The following is an 18353-nucleotide window of genomic DNA, read 5'->3' on the forward strand; positions in this document are numbered from 1 at the left end:
CTCCCCACCGTGACCGGTGGGGAGCCCGAGCGCGGCTGAGCTCAGCTCACTGCAGGTCGACGGTCACTCCGCCGGAGAACGCCGAGTCGTGCAGCTCGATGGCGGTCGGCGTGGTGCCGGCCGGGACATCGAAGACGACCTTGCTGTTCAGCGTGTTGCCCGGGTTGATCTCCTCGTAGAGCGACGACGAGTCCTCGAGGTAGATGGCGGCCTCGCTGTCAGCCGAGAACTGCTGCCCCTCCGCGTTGAAGAGCTTGGCGTTGTCGCCGAAGAAGGACTGCGCCTCATTCCCGATGTTCGTGATGGTGACGTCGACGATGCAGAACTGACCCTGCGCCGTCGTGTTCATGTACTCGCTGCCGATCTCCGTAGCGCTGCAGTCCACGCCGTTCACGACGAAGTTGAACTTGCCGTCCGCAGCAGCCTCGCCGATGCCGGGGTTCCCCGCGTCTGCTTCGACGGCGTCTTCGGCGACCTCGCCGTTTGCCGGCGCGGCGGCGTCGCTTCCCGAGGCCTGACCAGCCGTGCCCGCTTCGTCCCCGCCGCCGAGGTTGGAGGCGATGGCGATCACCACGATGACAGCGAGGATGATGAACCAGACCCGCTTGTAGATCGGCTTCTTGGCCGCGGGCTGGGGCTGCTGGGGCATCTGCTCCGGCGCCGGTGCGTACGTCATGTTTTCCCCCGTAGTTCGGAAGTTGCTCTCGTTCCGAAACCTAAGCGAGGAGATACCGGCCGGGGCGCCTTGCAGTAGCCGAACAGCGCCTCGACTTCTGTCAGGTGACGACAGTTCCTGCCGCACCTGACTCGGCCGCCACAGTAGTGACGGACACGGACTCACAACTCTGCGAATTCGCCCGACGCCCCGGAGCGGAACTTGATGGGCCGTGGCTGCCGTGGTGCTGTCACGCACCACCAGAAGGCCGTCATGACGTTCCAGCTTCCCCGTTGCCTGCGCGAGGGCGACGACGCACTCGCCCTCGGGTACCTGCGGACCTACTACGGGCAGCCGTACACCGGCGCCTACTTCGACAGCTGGGCGGGTGACCGCAACGAGCCGGGCCGAATCACGGCCGATGACCTGATCGCGGTGAGCTTCCTGTCTGTGGTCGTCCCTCCGCTGGCGGCTCGGGCGCTGCTCGACACCCGCGCCGCCGAGTTCACCGCGCTGCTCGAGGCGATCGGGCCGGACAGGGACCTGGCGGACGAGACCGAGCCGATCGGCGACGACCACCCGGTTTCGGAGCTCTACCGGGCGGTCCGCGGGCTCCCCGGCGTGGGCCCGACCATCACCACCAAGCTGCTGGCGCGCAAGCGACCGCGGTTCCTCCCCATCTACGACTCCGTCGTCGCCCGGGTCAGCAGGATCGGCAACTTCCACTGGGAACCGCTCCGGCGCACGCTGCGCGAGGACGACCGCCAGGTCCACCTGCAGCTGCTGGACCTCCGCGACCGGGCCTCGGTGAACACGCCGATCTCGGCCCTCCGCGTCCTCGACGTGGTGACGTGGATGGAGGGCAAGGCAGCCGGCATCGAGCCGACCGCGCCCGAGGATGTGCTGGGTGCAGCGCTCACCGACCCCGGCGACGTCTGACCTGGCGGCAGACCGACGACGGGCGCAGCGGATACGCCGGTCGAGGGCCCACAGCGGCGCGTCGAGCACCTCGGCCGGCGCGACGTGGGCAGCGTCGTACGGGCCGACCCCGTGTGCACTTCCCACCCCCGGTCGGCCAGTGGCCCGAAGGAGGGAGCTCCTCAGCGGCAGCTCGACGAGGTCACGGTGGCCGGCGCGCCGACTCCGCGGTCACCCGCTGTCGGTGTCGCGCAGCTCGACGATCTCGTCACCGGACAGCCGGCTGCCGGTGGTGAGCACGCGGTGCTGCACGCGGTTCCACAGGGCCTCGGGACTGGGGCGCCGCGCGAGCGCCACCAGTTCTGCACGCAGGTACTCCTGCAGCGACTGACCGGCTCGGGCCGCACGCGTCACCAACTCGTCCGCGACGTCATCGGGAACGTCAGAGATCGTCATGGACACCGGCATGCAGGCAAGGTGAGGGCCGTCGCAGCAGCAATGCAGCTGATACGACGGAAGACGGTCCTCCTGACGATGGAAGACGCGCGCCGTGCCACGCCGCGGGGCGGCACAGCTCAGCGCCGCCCCGCGATGGTCCTCCTAGAACGGGGGGGGCGCGATCAAGCAGCCTCCGCCGGGAAGACGACGAGCGATCCGTCGCTGCTTCGCTCGATCTCGATCGCGACGTCAGCCTGGTGGGTCCCTATCCCGAGGCCGTCACCTAGAGCGCGAAGGCGATACGCGGTCGTGAGGAGACTGTCCACCTCCCCCTGGGTGTAGACGACGCTCAGGAACCCGCCGGAACGCTTCACTTCGCGAGTCGACAGCTGGTGAAGCACCGAGGTGATCCCGGACTCCAGTTCGTCGACGCGACGCTCATCGTCCTTCAAAGTGCGGACGAAGGTCTTGAAGGGGTGGTTGCCGCCTTCGAGTTGGGCATGCTCGACGGCCTGGAGGACCAGCACCCGGCGCTTTAGAGCAATCACCAGCCTCGCGAATTCGAGGTGCGCACGGAACGTGCCGCCGTCCTGGTCGATGCCGGGGAACGCCTTTGTGAGCGCGCTGACTTCGACCGGGCCATCCGGTAAGTCCGCCAACGCCTTCTGCCACTTCTCGAGCCGTCTGCGGGTCTGCTCCATCGACTTGCCAATCGCATGCACGGCGGAATCAAGGCCCAGAGACATGCCGAGGCGCCCCTGGTCCAGGAGGATCGAGGTGGCCTTGTCGATGGCGTCACGGCAGCCGTCGAGCTCGCTGCGCTCGGATTCGAGCTTGTCCTCGTGCAGCTGCTCGAGCAGGTCGGTGATCCGCTCGATCGACTCCTGACGCTGCTGGTCGGCATGCGCGCTGACGCCGACCGCGACGGCCATGAGGACGAGCGGCGCGGCCACTGTCAGTGCCCCGGCGCTCGCGGCCGCCACACCAGCGGTCGCAGCCGAGCCGCCCGCCGCTCCGGCAACTGCTGCCTTGCCCGCAACGGGGACGAAGGCGGCGTGCGTGGTGACTCCGGCGGAGTTGACGAGAGCGCTGCGAATGCCTCCCGAAACTCCCTTGGCTGCCATGGGCCGCACGAGCCCCTTGCCGACCTCTGCGGCGACCTTCGCCGGCACCACCATGCGGTAGAGCACCTCACCGCTCGAGGCCGCAGTCAGCGTCGGCGACGCTGACTTCCCCGTCTGCGTCACGAGCTGCGACAACTGCTTTGCGAGCGGACTCGCTGCGTGGAGCGCGATGCCGCCATTCCGCTCCCGTCGGGCCGAGATCGGATGCGCTTCCAGCGTCGCGATCGGAGCCGCGGCAAGAGTCGCCAGGGCCGTCCTCAGCTCCGTGAGACGCGCCGGCGTCATGGCCTCGTCGCCCAGCACATCGGGAACGCGCACGTCCTCGGTGGCGAGCGTCCACACCGGCACGGGGGCATTGCTCTCGACAGTCACGTACTCGTTCTCCCCAGGTTGGTCTTCCCAGCGCCGGCGACATCAGCGACAGCTGATGGCGACGTCCGTGCGCCCGATGGTCGTTCCGGTTGTCGGGTCTCTCCGTATATCGGCGGTTGTGCGAGATTCACCGCCCGCGCCCGTCTCTCTCTGCTCGACAGGCGCTGCGCCACGGCCTCGCCGCCGACGCGTCGGATCAGGTCCAGGTCCCCGCAGACGACGAGCAGGTCGCGGGCGCGGGACAGCGCGACGTAGAGCATCTCCCTGGCGCGGGCCTCGTCCCGGAAACCGTTGACGGCCAGCACGACAGCCGGCCGCTCCAGCCCCTTGAAGCCGAGAACGTGCCCGTAGAAGACGTCGTCGCCCTGCCAGTAGGTGGCCCAGTAGGCGTCCTGGCCCTCGGCCTGCCGTTCCACCTGCACCGGGTGGCGCCGGTGCGTGGTCAGCAGCGCCACCGACTCGGGCGGCCATCCCTCGTCCAGCAGCGCGTCGGCGATGTCGTCGGCCGCGCCGACGGCGTCCCCGGTCGGGCACTGGACGTACCGCACCGGCACACCGGAGGAACCACGGACCTTCATCTGCTCGGGCGCGAGGCTGGAGAAGGTGCCGGCGATCTGCTTGGTGTTGCGCAGGTTCTCGTTGAGCGGGATCGGCACCAGGTCGACGGTCGGCCGGCCCTGCCTGGCGAAGATGCGCTGCCCCTCGTCGGAGAAGACGTACAGCGAGCCCGTGTCGGGGTCGCGCAGCGCCGCCAGGACGGCGTCCCACCAGCTCTGGGCGAAGTCCTGCCCCTCGTCGATGACGATCGCGTCGAAGCGCTCACCTACTGGGAGCTCCGCCGCGAGCGACACCATCGCCGCAGGCAGGAACTCCTCCCAGTAGCCGCTGTCGTCGTCCGAGCCCGGCTCGACGCCCCAGCCGATGCCGAGGTTGTGGAAGGTGCCGACGTAGGCCGGCCGTTGCCGCTTCGGCAGCGTCTCGACGCGGCGCTTGAGGAACTCGGCCAGGCCCCGGGAGTAGCACATGACCGCGACCCGCTGCCCGTCAGCGGCGAGGCGGCGGGCCTTCTCGACGGCCAGCCAGGTCTTGCCGGAGCCGGCGCCGCCCCGGATCTCCACCCGGGAGAACGACGCCAGCAGGTCGAGGACCTTGGCCTGGTCCCGGGTGAGCAGGTCGCAAGCGGCCTCGCGCTCGGCGAGCTGCGCGAGCAGGTGCTGCTGCGGGATGAGCGTGCCGGCCAGGCAGTCGACGAGGGCCTCGACGTCCTCGGCGGTCGGCGGGTCGGGCTCGTCGCGGACCTTCTCCAGCGCGGCCCTGATTCGGGCGGCGGCGTGCGGGACGTCGGTCGCGTCGATCGCCATCCAGCGGGCGAGGCCGGGGGCCATGAAGTCCGGTGCCAGCGTGGTGGCCGGCAGCGCGACGAGGTGCGCGGACCTGGGCCGGCCGGCGGACCAGCGCGGGTGATCGGCGAGGTAACCGCACAGCAGGTACTTGCAGGCGACGGCCTGGTCGACCGGGTGGATGACGTGGTCGGTGCCGTCCCCGCCCTGCCGCCACTCCCCCCGCTGCAGCGTGACGTGGCCGCCCTTGACCTCGACGACGGCGACGCCTACGCCCGGCCAGGCGACGATGACGTCGGCCTCGCGGTCCTGCTGCCCGTCGCTCAGCCGGACGTTGCAGAAGACGGCGGCGTCGTCGGGCAGCTGGTCGCGCAGCGTCCGGACGAACAGCTCTTCGGAGGCGTGGGCGAACTGCGGGTCGTCGGGGAACAGGCGGGCGGTCACGTGCGCGCCCCGGTCACCGAGAGCGCCTCCCAGAACACCGCCTCGCTGATCACCCGGACGCCGAGCGCCCGCGCCTTGCTGGCCTTGCCCGACTGGGAGTGCGGGTCGGCGCACACGAGGACTCCGGTCTGTTTCGACACCGAGGACATCGGCCGCAGGCCGGCGTCCCGGGCGGCCTGCTCGAGTTCGTCGCGGGTGCGGCTCATGGCGCCGGTGAAGACGACCCGGTCGCCGGGCGAGAAGACTTCGGCCCGCCGGGGCAGCGAGACCTGCGCGCCGCTGCGGACGACCGACAGCGCCAGGTCGACGTCCTTGCTGCGCATGCCGAGAAGCGCCGCGACGCGCGCGAGGTCGGTCCGCTCCTCGTCGGTGACCACGCCGTCGGCGTACGCGGCGGTGGCCAGTGCCTCCAGGTAGACGCGGTGGGCGGCCGTCACGTGGTCCGGTCCGCAGCCGAGCTCGCCGGCCAGCGTGATCAGCTGGTCGGCCTCGGCGATGCTGACCAGCCGGTCCTCCAGCGCCTGGTCGAGCACGCTCAGGTACGGCGCCATGCTGGGCGGCGCGTCGTCCAGCGCGGGGAGGGCGGCGACGAGGCCGGCGAGGTAGCCGTCCCGTTCGCGGACGGCGGCGGTCGCGGCATCGCGGGGCAGCGTGCGGCAGGGCGGGCACGGGGTGTCGTCGGCGTGCGCGGTCGCGGCGGCGACCAGGTCGGTCCAGCCGCCGGCGAGGGCCTCGAAGCCGCGGTAGCTGCCGTCGTCGGCGAAGTCGACCCGGACCCCGGCCCCGGCCAGCGACCCGCCGCCGAGGTCGGAGGCGAGCATGGCGAGCATGAGCTCCGCGGTGGAGCGGGCGTCGTGGAGGGCTGCGTGGCCGTGCACGAGCGGGATGTCGAGGAAGCCGCAGAGCGCCTGGAGCGACCGGGTGCCCGAGCCGAAGAACAGCGGCGCCAGGCGCATCGTGCACAGCGTCGGCGGCAGGGCGGTCGGCAGTCCGGCGCGGGCGAACTCGCGGGCGAGGAAGCGCAGGTCGAACAGGGCGTTGTGCGCGACGAGCACCCGCCCGGCGAGCAGCGAGCGCAGGTGGGCCGCGACGTCGGCGAAGGCCGGTGCGTCGACGACGTCGCCGGCGCTGATGCCGTGCAGCCCGGTCGGGCCGACGTCGCGGCCCGGGTTGACCAGGGTCTCGAACTCGGCCTCGACCTCACCGCGGTCGTCGAGCAGGACGACGCCGATCTCCACGACCCGGTCGGTCCGTGGGGACAGACCGGTGGTCTCCACGTCGACGACGGCAACGGTCACGACGGCTCCTTCGCGCTCGCGGCCGGACGTCGACCGAGGGGTACGGGCACGGCGGACCATGGCACAGCGGAACGACGGATTCGGGAGTTTCGGGTGGAGCCGGTCCACTCGTGCCCCACCCACCCCAGGGCACCCGCGCGCGCCCCGGCTCGCTGAACGAGGCGATGTCGCAGGACATGCAGGTATCACGCGCGGTATCATCGGCCGCATGGCCATGACACTCCGCCTCGACGACCAGGAGACGGACGCCCTGCGCCGGCGGGCTGAACTGGAGGGGCGGTCGATGCAGGAGGTCGCGCGGCAGGCGGTGCGCGACTACATCGAGCGCACCAGCAAGCGTGAAGCCCTGGACCGGGTGCTCGACGCGGAGCTACCTCGCTACGCCGAAGCCCTGGAACGCCTCGGCCAGTGATCTACCTGGACCTCGACGACCTGCTGCACGTGGCGGCCCGCACCCTGGGTGAGGTGCAGGTGCGGGATGCCGGGCTGCTGGAATCCGCACTGGCGCGGCCGCGCGCCACCGCGTTCGGTGAGGACGCCTACCCTTCCCTGCACGAGAAGGTGGCGGCGCTGCTGCACTCGCTGGCCCGCTACCGGGGTCTCGGGGACGGCAACAAGCGCCTGGCGTTGGCGGGGACGATCGCCTTCTACGGTCTCAACGGCCTCCGGCTGACCCTGTCGAACGACGAGGCCTACGACCTGGTGATCGCGGTATCTGCGGGAGACCTCGACGAGGTTCAGCCGATCGCCGAGCCCCTGGCCGCAGGCACCGAGCGCTGGGCCTGACGCGCGGCGTCCCCGTGCACGGACGGCCCCCAGATCAGCCGGCCGACTGGTGGAATCGACGGAGGAGGTCGGCCGGTATCCGGCCGCGGTCACTGACGTCGATGCCCTGTGTCCGGGCCCAGGCACGGATCTCCGCCGGTGAGGCGGGCCGGGCGGGCACCGGCCGGCCCGGGGCGAAGGAGCTCTCGACGGCCTCGGTCGCACGCACCGCGCCCAGTTCGGCGAGGCAGGCACCGAGCCAGCGGTAGGTCCATTCCTGCGCCAGCGGCCGGGTCTCGCAGAAGACGACCGGCACCGAGGGGAAGCGCGCCTGGGCCTCGGCCAGCGCCTCGGCGACCCGGGCGCCGGGGGTGTGCGGCAGCTTGAACAGCCGGCTGTAGCGGTCCTCCACCACCACGGCGGCGCGCGGCAGCGCCGTCAGCTCGGCGAGGGCGTAGGTGAGCTTTCCCGACAGCAGACTGCCGGCGAGGTCCTCGAGGGTCTTCCTCTCGACGGCGGCGACCACGTTCCCGTCGAGCTCGACGGCGTAGTCCCCGGCGGCCAGCCGCCGCCGCCGGGTGGTGGCTTGCTGAGCACCGAACGCGTACGGGTACTTCTCGCCACTGTCGACCAGGATGTCGAGCACCTGGCCGTGGGCGCGGGCGGTGGGCAGGTGGACACCGGGGCGGGCCTGCTTCGTCGTCCGCGGCGACTGCCAGAAGATCATCTCGCGGCCGCGCCCCTGGGTGATGACCAGTTGCGAGCGGTTCTCGCGCGCGCGGGCGAGCACCAGGTCGATCGCGGGACCACGGCGGGAGCACGACCGGACGGCGTGCCGTTCCACGATCTCCGCGTCGTCCGGCCACGCCTCGGCCCGGTGGCAGTAGACCTTGGCCGTCCGCGGCCACGGCTCCTTGGCTTTGACGACGACGCCGGCCGGGCCGAGCGGGATGCGCACCAGGTACGGCAGCGTGGAGTCCGGGTCGGGGTTGCGCGCCACGAGCAGGTCGTCGACCACGGCTCCAGCCTGGCACGGCAGGTCGGTTCCTGGGCATCTCGACCGGTGAGCAGCGCGGTGCAGTGCGACATCGGCGGACGGCGGGGATCGGCCACACGTCCCCGATGCCGTCCCAGCAGGCCTCCCGCTGCCCCGACGCTGATCACCCGTGGGCGGGGCCCCAGCCGAGCGCGGGCCCGAGGCGGGTGGCGATGTCGGTGAGGATCTGCACGTAGTCGTCGTGCTCGAAGCTGAACGGCAGCGCGAAGACCACTTCTCGCACCTCGCGGAAGCCGGCGTGCGCGTAGAGCGCCTCGGCGATCTGCTCGGAGGTGCCGAGCAGATCGGGGCGAACAGCAGCCGACCGGGGCCCTGCGGGACGCCGACGCGCGACGAGCGGGCCTCGACGTAGGCGGCGTACCTGGCCCGCTGGTCGTCGGTGGCCGAGTCGGTGGGGATGACGACGAGGCCCTGCGAGGCGCGGGCGGCCTCCCCCGCCGGCGAGGCGGCGCGGAAGGCGCGGATCTGCCCGGCTTGGATCTCGGCGAAGTCGACGGAGCCCTCCTCCGCCTTCACCACGCTGCTGGTCAGGAAGTTCATGCCGTGCGCGCCCGCCCACTGCGCCGACCGCGTGCTGGCGCCGCCGTACCAGAGGCGGTGCTGCAGCCCGGGCGAGTGGGGCTCCACGCGGTCGGACCACTCCTCGATGCCCTCGCGGCCGCGGACGGTGCCGGCCTGCTCGCCGCGGATGAACCGGAGCAGCCGCTCGACGCGCTCGTAGCTGAGGTCCTCAGCGTCGGCGGTGTCCGGGTACAGCGACTCCTTGACGTCGTCCCAGCGCATCGGCGGGCCGACGCTGACGCCGGGGTTGAGCCGGCCGCCGGAGAGGATGTCGACGGTGGCGAGGTCCTCGGCCAGCCGCAGCGGGTTCTCCCAGCCGAGCGGGATGACGGCGGTGCCGAGCTCGATGCGGCTGGTGCGCTGCGTGGCGGCGGCGAGGACGGCGATCGGCGAGGAGATGCCGTACTGCAGGTGGCGGTGCCGGACGAAGGCGCTGTCGAAGCCCAGCTGCTCGCCGAGTGCGATGACCTCGAGGGTGGTCTCGTGACCGCGGCGGGGGTCGGCGGGGTCGAAGAGGCCGATCGTGAGGAAGCCGAGCTTCTCCAGCGGGGTTCCGGGGGCGGGCATGCTCGGCTCCTCAGGTCGACGTCGTCGTCCCATGATCACAGGGGAGCGCTGCCGGGCGGCTCGGGCGGGCGCCAGGCAGCGGGCTGGCGCGGGCGTCGTGCTTGATCCGAGGGGCTCGGCGTCACTCGCCCGCGTCGGCGAAGGCGGACACGCACCCCTCGCACGAGCCTTCGGAGGCGACGAACGACTCAGGTGCGGTAGCCCGGCGGCAGGTGCGGCACCAGCGGAAGGACCGGCGCCGGTGCGAGGCGATGGCCTCGGCCACCTCGGCGACGAGATGCGGCTGGTGCAGGACGTCGTCCCGGGTCAGGCGCGGCCCGTCACCCATCAGCGGGCCGGGGCGGTGCTCGCCCCATGACATGAGCGGCCGGGCGAGCACGAACCACGGGCCCTGCACGCCGACCGCGAGCTGCGCCGGCTCGCCGCTGACGAACCACCGCACGCCGTCCTGCCCGTCCGCCACGCCCTCCCGCCGCCATCCGGCGCCCAGCGCACGGACGAGCTCGGCGTGCCCCACATCCAGCAGCCCGGCCAGCGTCGCCTCGTCGGCGGTCGGGTCGGACTCGTTACCCCACGCCAGGTCGCAGCTGCGGCACACGAAGGCGGCCGTCTCCTCCGGCATGAGGCAGCCGCCGAGGGCAACCCGTCCGCTCTCCGCCTGCTCGAAGAGGTCGGCCCCTGGCGTCCCGTAGACCAGCGGAATCGAGTCTTCCCGCCCGCACCCGGGGCACACCCGACCTGCCTGCACACCGACCGATCCGCCCATGCCACTCCCTGCTCCGCGCCGTCCCCGTGACGGCAGGGGCGGACGATGGCAGGCGCCACCGACAGCGAGCGGCCACCCGGGCAGGCTTCCGCCGCAGCGCCACCCGTTCGGGCGACGGCACGTCCGCCCGATCCCCGGGTGACCGCCTCGGCCAGACTGCCGGTCATGGAGTTCGAGGCCTTCTACCTGCCGCTGGGCGACAACCGGTTCGCGCCCACCCGGGCAACCGAGAGCCCGTGGGACCACAGCGCCCAGCACGGCGGACCGCCGTCTGCGCTGCTGGCCCACCTCGCCGCCGACGCCGCTGGAGCAACCGGGGCGGGTTCCCGACCGGCGCGGATCAGCGTCGACTTTTTCGGCGCCATCCCCCGCCGAGAGCTCACCGTCGAGGTGTCCCCCGTCCGCCCGGGACGGCGGATCGACCTGACCGAGGCGGTGATGACCGTGGAGGGCCGCACCGTCGCCGTCGCGCGCGTGTGGTCGCTCGCCGTCGGGCCCACGCCGCCGGTGGTCACCGAGCTCAGCCCACCACCCGCCGTCCCCGACTCCTCGCCGCAGGAACTCTTCGGCCTGCCCGACTGGGGCTTCGGACAGGCCATCGACTGGCGCTACACCGCCGGGTCGCCGGAGGAGCCCGGGCCGGCCGACGTCTGGACTCGAGTGCGCCTCCCCCTGGTCGCCGGCCTGCCACTCACGGGTCTCGACCGCGCGCTCATCGCCGCCGACGCCGCCAACGGCATCTCCGTCGAGCTGCCCATCGACAGCTGGTGGTCCATCCCGCCGGGGATGACCACCCACCTGACCCGCGATCCGGACGGCGAGTGGGTGCACCTGGCCTGCCGCACGCAGATCGCCGCCGACGGCATCGGGCTGTGCCACGGCGAGCTGTCCGACGAGCGCGGCTCGATCGGCGAGGTCGCCCAGCCGCTGCTCGTGCAGGCCCGCTGACGGAGCCACGAGCCCCATCCGCGTCGCACGCCCGCGCGGCACCGCCGTCAGCGAGGATGCCTGGGTGACCCAGCGCATGCACCGCTCCCACCGCGTGGCCGGCGCGCTCGTCGGCTCCGCCGTCGGCGACGCCCTCGGCGCCCCGTTCGAGTTCGGCCCGCCCGGGCAGTTCTCCACCCGCTTCCCGGTGCCGGCGCGTGGCTCGAAGACGGAGATGTGCGGAGGCGGCTCGCTGAACTGGGAGCCGGGCGAGTTCACCGACGACACCCAGATGGCGCTGCTCGTGGCCACCTCGCTGGTGGAGCGCGGCGCACTCGACGAGGCCGACCTCTTCGACCGGTTCCGGACGTGGGCGGCGGCCGGGCCGCCGGACATCGGCAACCAGACCCGCGCCGTCCTCGGCTCCGGCCGGCCGTGGGACGTCGCCGCGGCCGAGCACTTCACCCGCTCCGGGCACGCGGCCGGCAACGGCTCATTGATGCGGACGACGCCGGCCGCCATCCGGTTCTCGCGTGACGGTCGTGAGGCGGCCATGGACGCCGCCCGCCGCATCTCGGCGCTGACCCACGGCGACCCGTCGGCCGGCGAGGGCTGCGCGATCTTCCACGAGCTGATGCGCGTGGCACTGGACGGCGGCGATCCGCTGGCGGCGATCCCGACGGCGCTTCAGGCGGTGCTGTCCGAGCACCGTGAGCGGTGGGCTGCGGTGCTGACCTCGGACTGGACGCCTGACCAGGCCACCGAGTCGAACGGCGCGGTGTGGCCGACGCTCGGCCAGGCGGTGTGGGCCCTCCGGCACGGGCGGGACTTCGCCGAGGTGCTGCGCCTGGTCATCGACCTCGGCGGGGACACCGACACGGTCGCGTGCGTCGCCGGCGGGCTGGCCGGGGCGGTCTTCGGGATGGGCGGCATCCCGAGCCGGTGGGCGTCGGTGGTACACGGCCAGGTGCCCGGCCACGGCGACAAGGTATGGCGCCTGCCCGACCTGCAGCAGCTCGCCGCCTCGCTCGACGGCGGCGTGCAGCAGAACTACGACCCAGGCGTCATCCCGCGGATCGGCCCGACCGAGGTCCTGCCCGGCATCTGGGCCGGCAACCTCGACGGCGCCCGGTACAGCGACGACGACTTCGCCGTCATCTCGCTGTGCCGGCTCGGCGAGCCGTTCCCGCACCCGGTGCACCGGATGGCCTACATCGCCGACAACGACCACAACGCCGACCTCGACGTCATGCTCGCCGACGTCCTGGACGACATGAAGGCACTGCGCCACGAGGGGCACCGACTGCTCGTGCACTGCCACGGCGGCGCCTCCCGGACGGGGCTGGTGCTGCGCGGCTGGCTCGTGCGCGAGAAGAGGATGTCGGTCGAGGAGGCGACGGCGCACGTCGCCGAACGCTGGCCACACCTCGGCCTGTGGAACGCCAGCTTCACTGCAGCGCTCGAACGCATAAGGCCCGGAGCTACCTGACCGCCGCAGAGCGGTCAGCACGTCGCCAGGCACCGAAGGGGCTCACGGCCGCCAGTCACGGCGCCGTGGCGAAGGCCCCGTCGCCAGCAGCGCGATTCTCTGCCGGGTCCAGGTCCAACGCCACGTTGTCCTCGAAGGTGCGAAGTTGCAGGTCGTCGAGGACATCGCCAGGCACCGGCTGCGCCGGGACGGGACTCCGCGAGGACGGCTCCGTGTGGACGCCTGCCGCGTCCACGTCCCGGGCCGTGACATCTCCAGCAAGCTGTTCGTCTCGCCACCGACGCATGCCTTCGGCGGTGACTTCCAGCTGGGCGTCGAGGACCAGACCAGTGGCCTTCGACTCGGCTTCCAGCGTCCGCGCCGCGCGGGCCTCCGCGGCAGCCAGGGCGGAGCGGGCCAGGGTTTCGGCCTCCTCGTACTCGGTCTGCATGCGCAGTCGCACACGTGACTCGGCCTTCTGCTCGTGCAGCACCAGCAGCCGGTCGTAGAGCGACGGCGGCGCGAGCGCGAGCATCGTCTTGAAGATGATCGGCAAGCACTCGATGGCCGTCATGAACAGGAAGAGCAGCAGGTGGGCGGTGGCCAGCATCGGGTCGTCGTCCTGGATGCGCTCCAACGCGCTGAGCCGGGCGAGGATGCCGTCGCTGTTGTCGACAGCGGCGTCGTGCGCCGTGATCTCGTCGCGCCGCGCATCCTCCGCGTCACGGACCTCCTGCTGCAGCGTCTCCAGCCGCTGGCTTTGGTCGATCGAGGTCTGCGCCTCCTGCGCCTCCAACTGCGCCCGCACCTGGGCTTGGGTGTCCCCGAGCTGCTGGGTCAGCGACTCCCGCTCGGCACCCAGCCGGTCCCGATCCGCCATCCTGGCCGCGGTGGCCGGGCCCATGCCTGCGTCGCCAGTACCGCAGGTGCCGTCGGCCTCGCACAGCAGCGCGGTGACGGCCGCGTTGTACTGGGTAGTGATGTCGTCCAGGCGAGCCTGCACGTCGGCGACGACGGGGTGCTGTGCGATGTCGTCCTCGGAGACGCCGTCCGCCAGATCAGCCTGGAGCTGCTCGATCTCCTGCTCCTTGGCCGGTATCTCGGAGTATCGGCTGTCCGCCTCCAGCTTCCGGTTGAACTCGTCCTCGTTCTCAGCCGCCATCACCCGGATCTCAGCGCTGATCTCCGAGCCGAACACGGCCAGCGTCAACGGCGTCGACACCACCGCGCCGATGAGGACCGCGAGGAGGACGCGAGGCAGCGCCATCCCGATGGTTCCCCACTTGGTCTCCAATCGCGGGGTCGAGACGACGAGCCAACGGTCCAGATTGAGGATCACGAGCCCCCAGGCCAGACCGCCGATGGCGGCAAGGTCGACAGGGACGTGCAGCGCCAGGTAGAGGGCGTACGTGGCCGACACCGCCGCGATGGCAGCGACGGAGACCAGTACGGCCCCCATGGCGACCTGCTTGGTGCGCTCCTTCGGCGCCTCCCGCAGGATGTCGCGGTTGGCGCCGGAGACCGTGAGCAGGCCCTCGCTGACAAATCGCCGGTTGACCCGGCGCGCTCCCCGACCGAGCCATGATCGCGCTCGCGCGAGCGCCGTCCGGATGGTCACTTGCCCTCCTCCCCCGTCGAGGGACGAGCCCGCCGGATGCCGTCGACCACCGAGGCCGGCATGGTGGCGAGGCGCGGAGGCGCGCCGATCAGCCGCGGCGGTGCGGCGAGGCTCGGGCGCACGCTGTCCTGCGTCTGCCAGAAGTCGTCGAGACGACGGGTCACCTGTGGCGCTGCCCCGACGTGGGCCGCGACATCCGCCCGCAGGGACACGATGGGCGGCGAGTCGACGGTGGGCAGGTCCAGCTGCGGCATCGACATCGCCACGACGGACGCGGTGGCCACCGGCGTCGACCCGTGGCGGTTGCTGCCGACGACCGGGATCCGGCGAGTGGTGTCGACCCGGACGAGCGCCTCACCGCAGGACGGGTTCCCGGGGCGACCGTCGATCTCAACGACCCGGGCGCCCTCGAAGCACCACGTCACGCTGACGTCCGAGCCGGGGCGCACGAGCGTGTGGCTGGTCGACAAGGCCCGCAGGACGGGCGCCCGCACGCCGTCCGGGTCGACGTCCAGGGGAACGCCGTGGCGGCACGTGATGGTCTTCGGCTCGTCCGCCAGCTCCGGCGCCTGCTCCCGCATGCCCTGCTGGGCGTCCGCCTCGCGCCAGTCGCGGAGCCACCGGTCCGTCCAGGGCAGGTCCAGCGAGCCGCCGGACGAGCCTCCGCCCGAGTTGGGCTTCCGGGCGGCGGGGACACGGTTTCGCCAGCCCTTGGCACGCAACCAGGCGAGGAGCAGGAGGACGACGAAGGACCACAGGAATGCCTCGGCCACGTCCTCGAGGAAGCCGATGACGCGATCGGCCTCGAGACTGCCACTCCACTCGGTGTTGTTGCTCAGCGCGACGACGCCTGCGAAGAGCATGACCAGCGCCCAGCCGATCACCAACGGATCACGGCGCAGTGGTTCCCGGAACATGTATCCCCCCGTATGCGGTCTTGCCGCACGTACATGCCGACCCGGCCCAAAGGGACGAATGCGGATATCAGCTCCGGATCTTGTTACCGTGCGTGGCCGCCGAGGTCACTAGTCGTCACTCGATGGTGCGATGGGGCCGTTCCTCCGGCCGAGGCAGCCGCACAGTCGATAATTGTCGGCGGGGGGGGGGCGCCGTCCGCCGTCGCGCCGAGACGCTGGAGCTGTGGCTGGGCGGCGAATATTCGGCCGCAGTAACCCGAGAGCCGGGCACGGACACGTTCGGGGTCGCCCGCCTCCGGGCGTTGGCACTGGGCTGCTACGCGAAGTGCGACGATCCGTACGCGGGGCGCGCAGTCATCCAGACGGCCTCCGCCCGAATGACCGTGCCAGCAGACGTGGCGTCGATTGTCACCCATTCGGGTCATCGCCGAGGTCGTGCAGCCCCCCTGTCGCACCGCTGTGGTGCCCTTCGAGTTCCGCGCACGGAGGAGGTCAGGTGGCCAGGTCGATCGGCGATTGGTATGCGGAGCACGCGCGCGACTTGCCCGATGACTCACCGGACGACGAGCTCGTCGAACGCCAAGCCCCGTGGGATCTCCAGTCTTCGCGGCTGTCGACGCCCCGATCAACTCGCCGCAACGCCGGGCTGACCGAAAGGTCGGCCTGGACGTCGAGGTCCCGCACCAGAAGCGGCCGAAACTCAGCCGCTGGCACCCTAACTGGGCGTGCGGACGCGGCGTCGGCTCGTGGTGCCGGGAGCCCGGTTTCGAAGGGTTTGCGCAAGAGGATCCTGGCCGCCGCACGTCTCAACGCCACAGCCGATGCCAAGAGCCTCGCAGCCTCGCTCACGAGGGCAGGCACCCCGGTCAGCCCGGCTCAGGTGAAAGCTGTCATCGGGAGGCCACTCCCCGCGGCCGGCAACCATGCCCACGCGCCGCAAGCGCGGCCGGTCACTCGAACGGTCGCTTCAGAGGTCCGGCGTGCCGCGCATGCGAAGCCGAGGATCGGCCACAAGAAGCTGGCCGCTCTGCTGCGGGCCCGAGGGATCGACGTCACCGAGGCTCAGGTGGCCCAGGTCCTCCGACGGCGTGAGACGCCCGCCGCAGGGGGCCGACCAGCAACGAGGCTCAGCCAGCCCGCCCTGGTAATCAAGGTAACCGCGGGCGCACAGACGAGCCGGACAGTGCACGAGACACCGCTGTGCCAGTCCTGTGGGGTGCGCCTGAGCATCTACGGCACCTGCCGCTGCTCGTGACAGCCCCCCGACGCCCGTTGGGCCATCGCGGGCGGTGATGCCCGGGTTTGCATATCCCCCTCCGTTTTCCGGGGCTCACCAGGCCGGCCGCGGCACCTGTACTAGGCACCCCGGGCGGGTGATGTCGACGGTGCAGATCTGGTCAGGACGTGGTCGAGTCGACGGGTCAATACACCGTCGAGTTCGGTCGAACCAGAAGCGTCAGAGGCGCCGTTCGATGAGTGATCGGCCAAGCGCACGAAGCGTCCTCTCCTGTCCTCACAGCCACGGTTCATGCGGCTACCCCCGAGCGTCCGGCCCAGCTCGGCGACCCTGGCAGCAAAGCGCACTGCTGGGCTCCCTCAAGAGGGACGGGCGACGAGCAAGGTCATCGACGCGAAGCCCAGGCCGACGAAGTGGGCGCCAAAGCGGTCGTCCAGATGCGAACGACCGCGGGCAGCTGGGCACCGTTCCGCACGTTGATGGCGCCGAGCCACCCGATGATCGCGAGCGCCTCAGCCTGGCTCCGACAGCTCACCGGGCGATCCGCGCGACAGGTCCGGTCGGCAGCTGGACTTGGCCTTTCTCCGACGCGGGCCGCGACGGCGTCAGGCCAAAGATCACCGGACCACAGGGCGCCAGTGGGCCGGATCCGGGGCTCCACGAATAATCGATCAGCACGAGGTTGCCGTGCCACCCGCCGACGAGAACGCTGTGCGGGTCGCGAGCGTCAATTGGGCCTCGGTACGCGGGTACTGCTCGACGAGACGCCACCGGCGAGGGCACCGGCTCGTCGCTCAACCAGAGAACGGGCGGCGCACCGCTCTGCGCCCACCGGTCAGCGATCCAGCGACCGGGACTCAGACGTGAGCCGGGTGGAACTGGACGATGCGGTCGGTGCTGTTGACGGACCGCCCATTCATGGCTCGCATCCGGGCCCCCGCATGCCTCGGCTGCTGCTAGCTCCATCCTGCCGCTGCCGCCGACGAAGCTACCGCACGCCCGCTCATTCGGTGGCCCTAAGAAGCCGGTCGTCATTACGCCCGGGCAACCAGCCAAACCGGCCCGCCTCACCCAGCCAGTTCCTTAACATCAACTCGACTGGCGATGCGTCTTGCTGGAGGAAGGGAAGGCCCCACTCAAGATCCTCGGGAAAGAGCTCCAATCGCGCGCTTTCCCAGCGAGTCGCCGCGTGTTGGTCCAGGGGCATCCTTACTGCCAGGACGTCCGCCCGCACTGTCGCTACGGCGGACAGTTTCTCCTCGTCGCCGAGGCCAGCAACGACAAGGCGCCAGGCGGGGTCAACCAGGCTCACCTCGTACTCGTTACGGCTGAGATAGACGACCAGGCGGCCGCGTCTGGTGGTGGCTTTCACTTCCAGGTGCCACGACCGCGGCCCATCTGAGACAACTATGTCGTAACCAAGACCGTCGTCCTCGAGAGACACATGGCTGGTGCAACCGGGCCACTGCCTCTCGAGCAGCTCAACGAGCAGCCGCTCCCCCGCGGCGCCGATGGTTGCCCGCCGCTCAAGGTCAACCTTTCGCTGCGCCTGCGACACAGCCAGGAACGCGTCATCCGCTGCGAGATCGAGACTGACGACCAAGGCTTGCGCGTCCTGCGGAAGCTCAGTTGCGTCGGCGATGAGGACGTCAGCGTCAGGAAGCCACGCCGGTCGCGCCCGCTCAAGACTCCGCTGAAACAAGAGCCGCATCACTTGACTGTGTGGCAGCCGCCGCATTCGAGGATTGAGAGCGAGGTTAGACCCATCCCGAACGACGCCACCGATGAGCTGTAGCCAGTCGAGTGCAGCGGCGTACTGAGTTGGGGTCAGATCCGCGTACGCTGCATCCGCCCTGATAATCGCCCAGGCCTGCGACAGCG

At 71.2% G+C, this 18353-nt stretch carries 15 protein-coding genes; 5 read left to right on the forward strand and 10 right to left on the reverse strand.

Going from position 1 to position 18353, the window contains the following annotated elements; all coding sequences use genetic code 11:
* Window positions 1–46: 46 nt before the first annotated feature.
* On the reverse strand, window positions 47–676 hold the full coding sequence (locus tag ABC795_RS11745) for a DUF4352 domain-containing protein (RefSeq protein ID WP_347057370.1): 630 nt from the start codon (window positions 674–676) through the stop codon (window positions 47–49).
* A 252-nt stretch (window positions 677–928) separates the two neighbouring features.
* Between ABC795_RS11745 and ABC795_RS11750 the strand changes: the two genes are divergently transcribed.
* A complete protein-coding gene (locus tag ABC795_RS11750; RefSeq protein WP_347057371.1) occupies window positions 929–1594 on the forward strand; it encodes a DUF6308 family protein in 666 nt (221 codons plus the stop codon).
* A gap of 210 nt (window positions 1595–1804) precedes the next feature.
* Here the strand turns inward: ABC795_RS11750 and ABC795_RS11755 are convergent, their stop codons facing one another.
* The 4 genes from ABC795_RS11755 to ABC795_RS11770 all read right to left on the reverse strand — a co-directional run bounded on the left by ABC795_RS11755 (window position 1805) and on the right by ABC795_RS11770 (window position 6589).
* A complete protein-coding gene (locus tag ABC795_RS11755) occupies window positions 1805–2029 on the reverse strand; it encodes a hypothetical protein (RefSeq protein WP_347057372.1) in 225 nt (74 codons plus the stop codon).
* Between the two features lie 164 nt (window positions 2030–2193).
* Window positions 2194–3507 carry a hypothetical protein gene (locus ABC795_RS11760; protein WP_347057373.1) on the reverse strand — a complete coding sequence of 438 codons (1314 nt, stop codon included), beginning with the start codon at window positions 3505–3507 and terminating at the stop codon, window positions 2194–2196.
* Entirely contained in the window at window positions 3504–5291 is a 1788-nt protein-coding gene (locus ABC795_RS11765) for an NERD domain-containing protein/DEAD/DEAH box helicase (RefSeq protein ID WP_347057374.1), read from the reverse strand. The genes ABC795_RS11760 and ABC795_RS11765 overlap by 4 nt, the downstream gene beginning before the upstream one ends.
* Window positions 5288–6589 carry an exonuclease domain-containing protein gene (locus ABC795_RS11770; RefSeq protein WP_347057375.1) on the reverse strand — a complete coding sequence of 434 codons (1302 nt, stop codon included), beginning with the start codon at window positions 6587–6589 and terminating at the stop codon, window positions 5288–5290. Before ABC795_RS11770 ends, ABC795_RS11765 begins: the two co-directional genes overlap by 4 nt.
* A 208-nt stretch (window positions 6590–6797) precedes the next feature.
* On the opposite strand from ABC795_RS11770, the gene ABC795_RS11775 reads away from it, so the two are divergent.
* Complete coding sequence (locus ABC795_RS11775) at window positions 6798–7001, forward strand: ribbon-helix-helix protein, CopG family (protein WP_347057376.1); 204 nt, start codon at window positions 6798–6800, stop codon at window positions 6999–7001.
* Entirely contained in the window at window positions 6998–7375 is a 378-nt protein-coding gene (locus ABC795_RS11780; protein WP_347057377.1) for a Fic family protein, read from the forward strand. The genes ABC795_RS11775 and ABC795_RS11780 overlap by 4 nt, the downstream gene beginning before the upstream one ends.
* A 34-nt stretch (window positions 7376–7409) precedes the next feature.
* Here ABC795_RS11780 and ABC795_RS11785 read toward each other — a convergent pair whose 3' ends face one another.
* Both ABC795_RS11785 and ABC795_RS11790 read right to left on the reverse strand, forming a co-directional pair.
* Complete coding sequence (locus tag ABC795_RS11785; RefSeq protein ID WP_347057378.1) at window positions 7410–9539, reverse strand: LLM class flavin-dependent oxidoreductase; 2130 nt, start codon at window positions 9537–9539, stop codon at window positions 7410–7412.
* A gap of 121 nt (window positions 9540–9660) precedes the next feature.
* A complete protein-coding gene (locus ABC795_RS11790) occupies window positions 9661–10305 on the reverse strand; it encodes a hypothetical protein (RefSeq protein ID WP_347057379.1) in 645 nt (214 codons plus the stop codon).
* A gap of 165 nt (window positions 10306–10470) precedes the next feature.
* On the opposite strand from ABC795_RS11790, the gene ABC795_RS11795 reads away from it, so the two are divergent.
* Together ABC795_RS11795 and ABC795_RS11800 are read left to right on the forward strand one after the other, a co-directional pair.
* Window positions 10471–11253, forward strand: coding sequence for a thioesterase family protein (locus tag ABC795_RS11795; protein WP_347057380.1), 783 nt, complete (start codon window positions 10471–10473; stop codon window positions 11251–11253).
* Window positions 11254–11317: 64 nt separating this feature from the next.
* The gene (locus tag ABC795_RS11800) at window positions 11318–12721 is read left to right on the forward strand and encodes an ADP-ribosylglycohydrolase family protein (RefSeq protein WP_347057381.1); all 1404 of its coding nucleotides are present in this window, start codon (window positions 11318–11320) and stop codon (window positions 12719–12721) included.
* Window positions 12722–12776: 55 nt separating this feature from the next.
* On the opposite strand, the gene ABC795_RS11805 is transcribed toward ABC795_RS11800, so the two are convergent.
* The 3 genes from ABC795_RS11805 to ABC795_RS11815 all read right to left on the reverse strand — a co-directional run bounded on the left by ABC795_RS11805 (window position 12777) and on the right by ABC795_RS11815 (window position 18183).
* Window positions 12777–14318, reverse strand: coding sequence for a DUF4407 domain-containing protein (locus ABC795_RS11805; protein WP_347057382.1), 1542 nt, complete (start codon window positions 14316–14318; stop codon window positions 12777–12779).
* Complete coding sequence (locus ABC795_RS11810) at window positions 14315–15235, reverse strand: hypothetical protein (RefSeq protein ID WP_347057383.1); 921 nt, start codon at window positions 15233–15235, stop codon at window positions 14315–14317. Before ABC795_RS11810 ends, ABC795_RS11805 begins: the two co-directional genes overlap by 4 nt.
* A 2240-nt stretch (window positions 15236–17475) precedes the next feature.
* A complete protein-coding gene (locus ABC795_RS11815) occupies window positions 17476–18183 on the reverse strand; it encodes a DUF3883 domain-containing protein (protein ID WP_347057384.1) in 708 nt (235 codons plus the stop codon).
* Between the last annotated feature and the right edge of the window lie 170 nt (window positions 18184–18353).

Origin of the sequence: Blastococcus sp. HT6-30 (assembly GCF_039729015.1) — a bacterium.
Lineage (GTDB): Bacteria > Actinomycetota > Actinomycetes > Mycobacteriales > Geodermatophilaceae > Blastococcus.

Excerpts from the sequence above, each read along its gene's own strand:
- ABC795_RS11745 (WP_347057370.1), bottom strand. The coding sequence starts at position 676 with ATGACGTACGCACCGGCGCCGGAGCAGATGCCCCAGCAGCCCCAGCCC.
- ABC795_RS11750 (WP_347057371.1), top strand. The coding sequence starts at position 929 with ATGACGTTCCAGCTTCCCCGTTGCCTGCGCGAGGGCGACGACGCACTC.
- ABC795_RS11755 (WP_347057372.1), bottom strand. The coding sequence starts at position 2,029 with ATGACGATCTCTGACGTTCCCGATGACGTCGCGGACGAGTTGGTGACG.
- ABC795_RS11775 (WP_347057376.1), top strand. The coding sequence starts at position 6,798 with ATGGCCATGACACTCCGCCTCGACGACCAGGAGACGGACGCCCTGCGC.
- ABC795_RS11785 (WP_347057378.1), bottom strand. The coding sequence starts at position 9,539 with ATGCCCGCCCCCGGAACCCCGCTGGAGAAGCTCGGCTTCCTCACGATC.
- ABC795_RS11790 (WP_347057379.1), bottom strand. The coding sequence starts at position 10,305 with ATGGGCGGATCGGTCGGTGTGCAGGCAGGTCGGGTGTGCCCCGGGTGC.
- ABC795_RS11795 (WP_347057380.1), top strand. The coding sequence starts at position 10,471 with ATGGAGTTCGAGGCCTTCTACCTGCCGCTGGGCGACAACCGGTTCGCG.
- ABC795_RS11810 (WP_347057383.1), bottom strand. The coding sequence starts at position 15,235 with ATGTTCCGGGAACCACTGCGCCGTGATCCGTTGGTGATCGGCTGGGCG.
- ABC795_RS11815 (WP_347057384.1), bottom strand. The coding sequence starts at position 18,183 with ATGCGGCTCTTGTTTCAGCGGAGTCTTGAGCGGGCGCGACCGGCGTGG.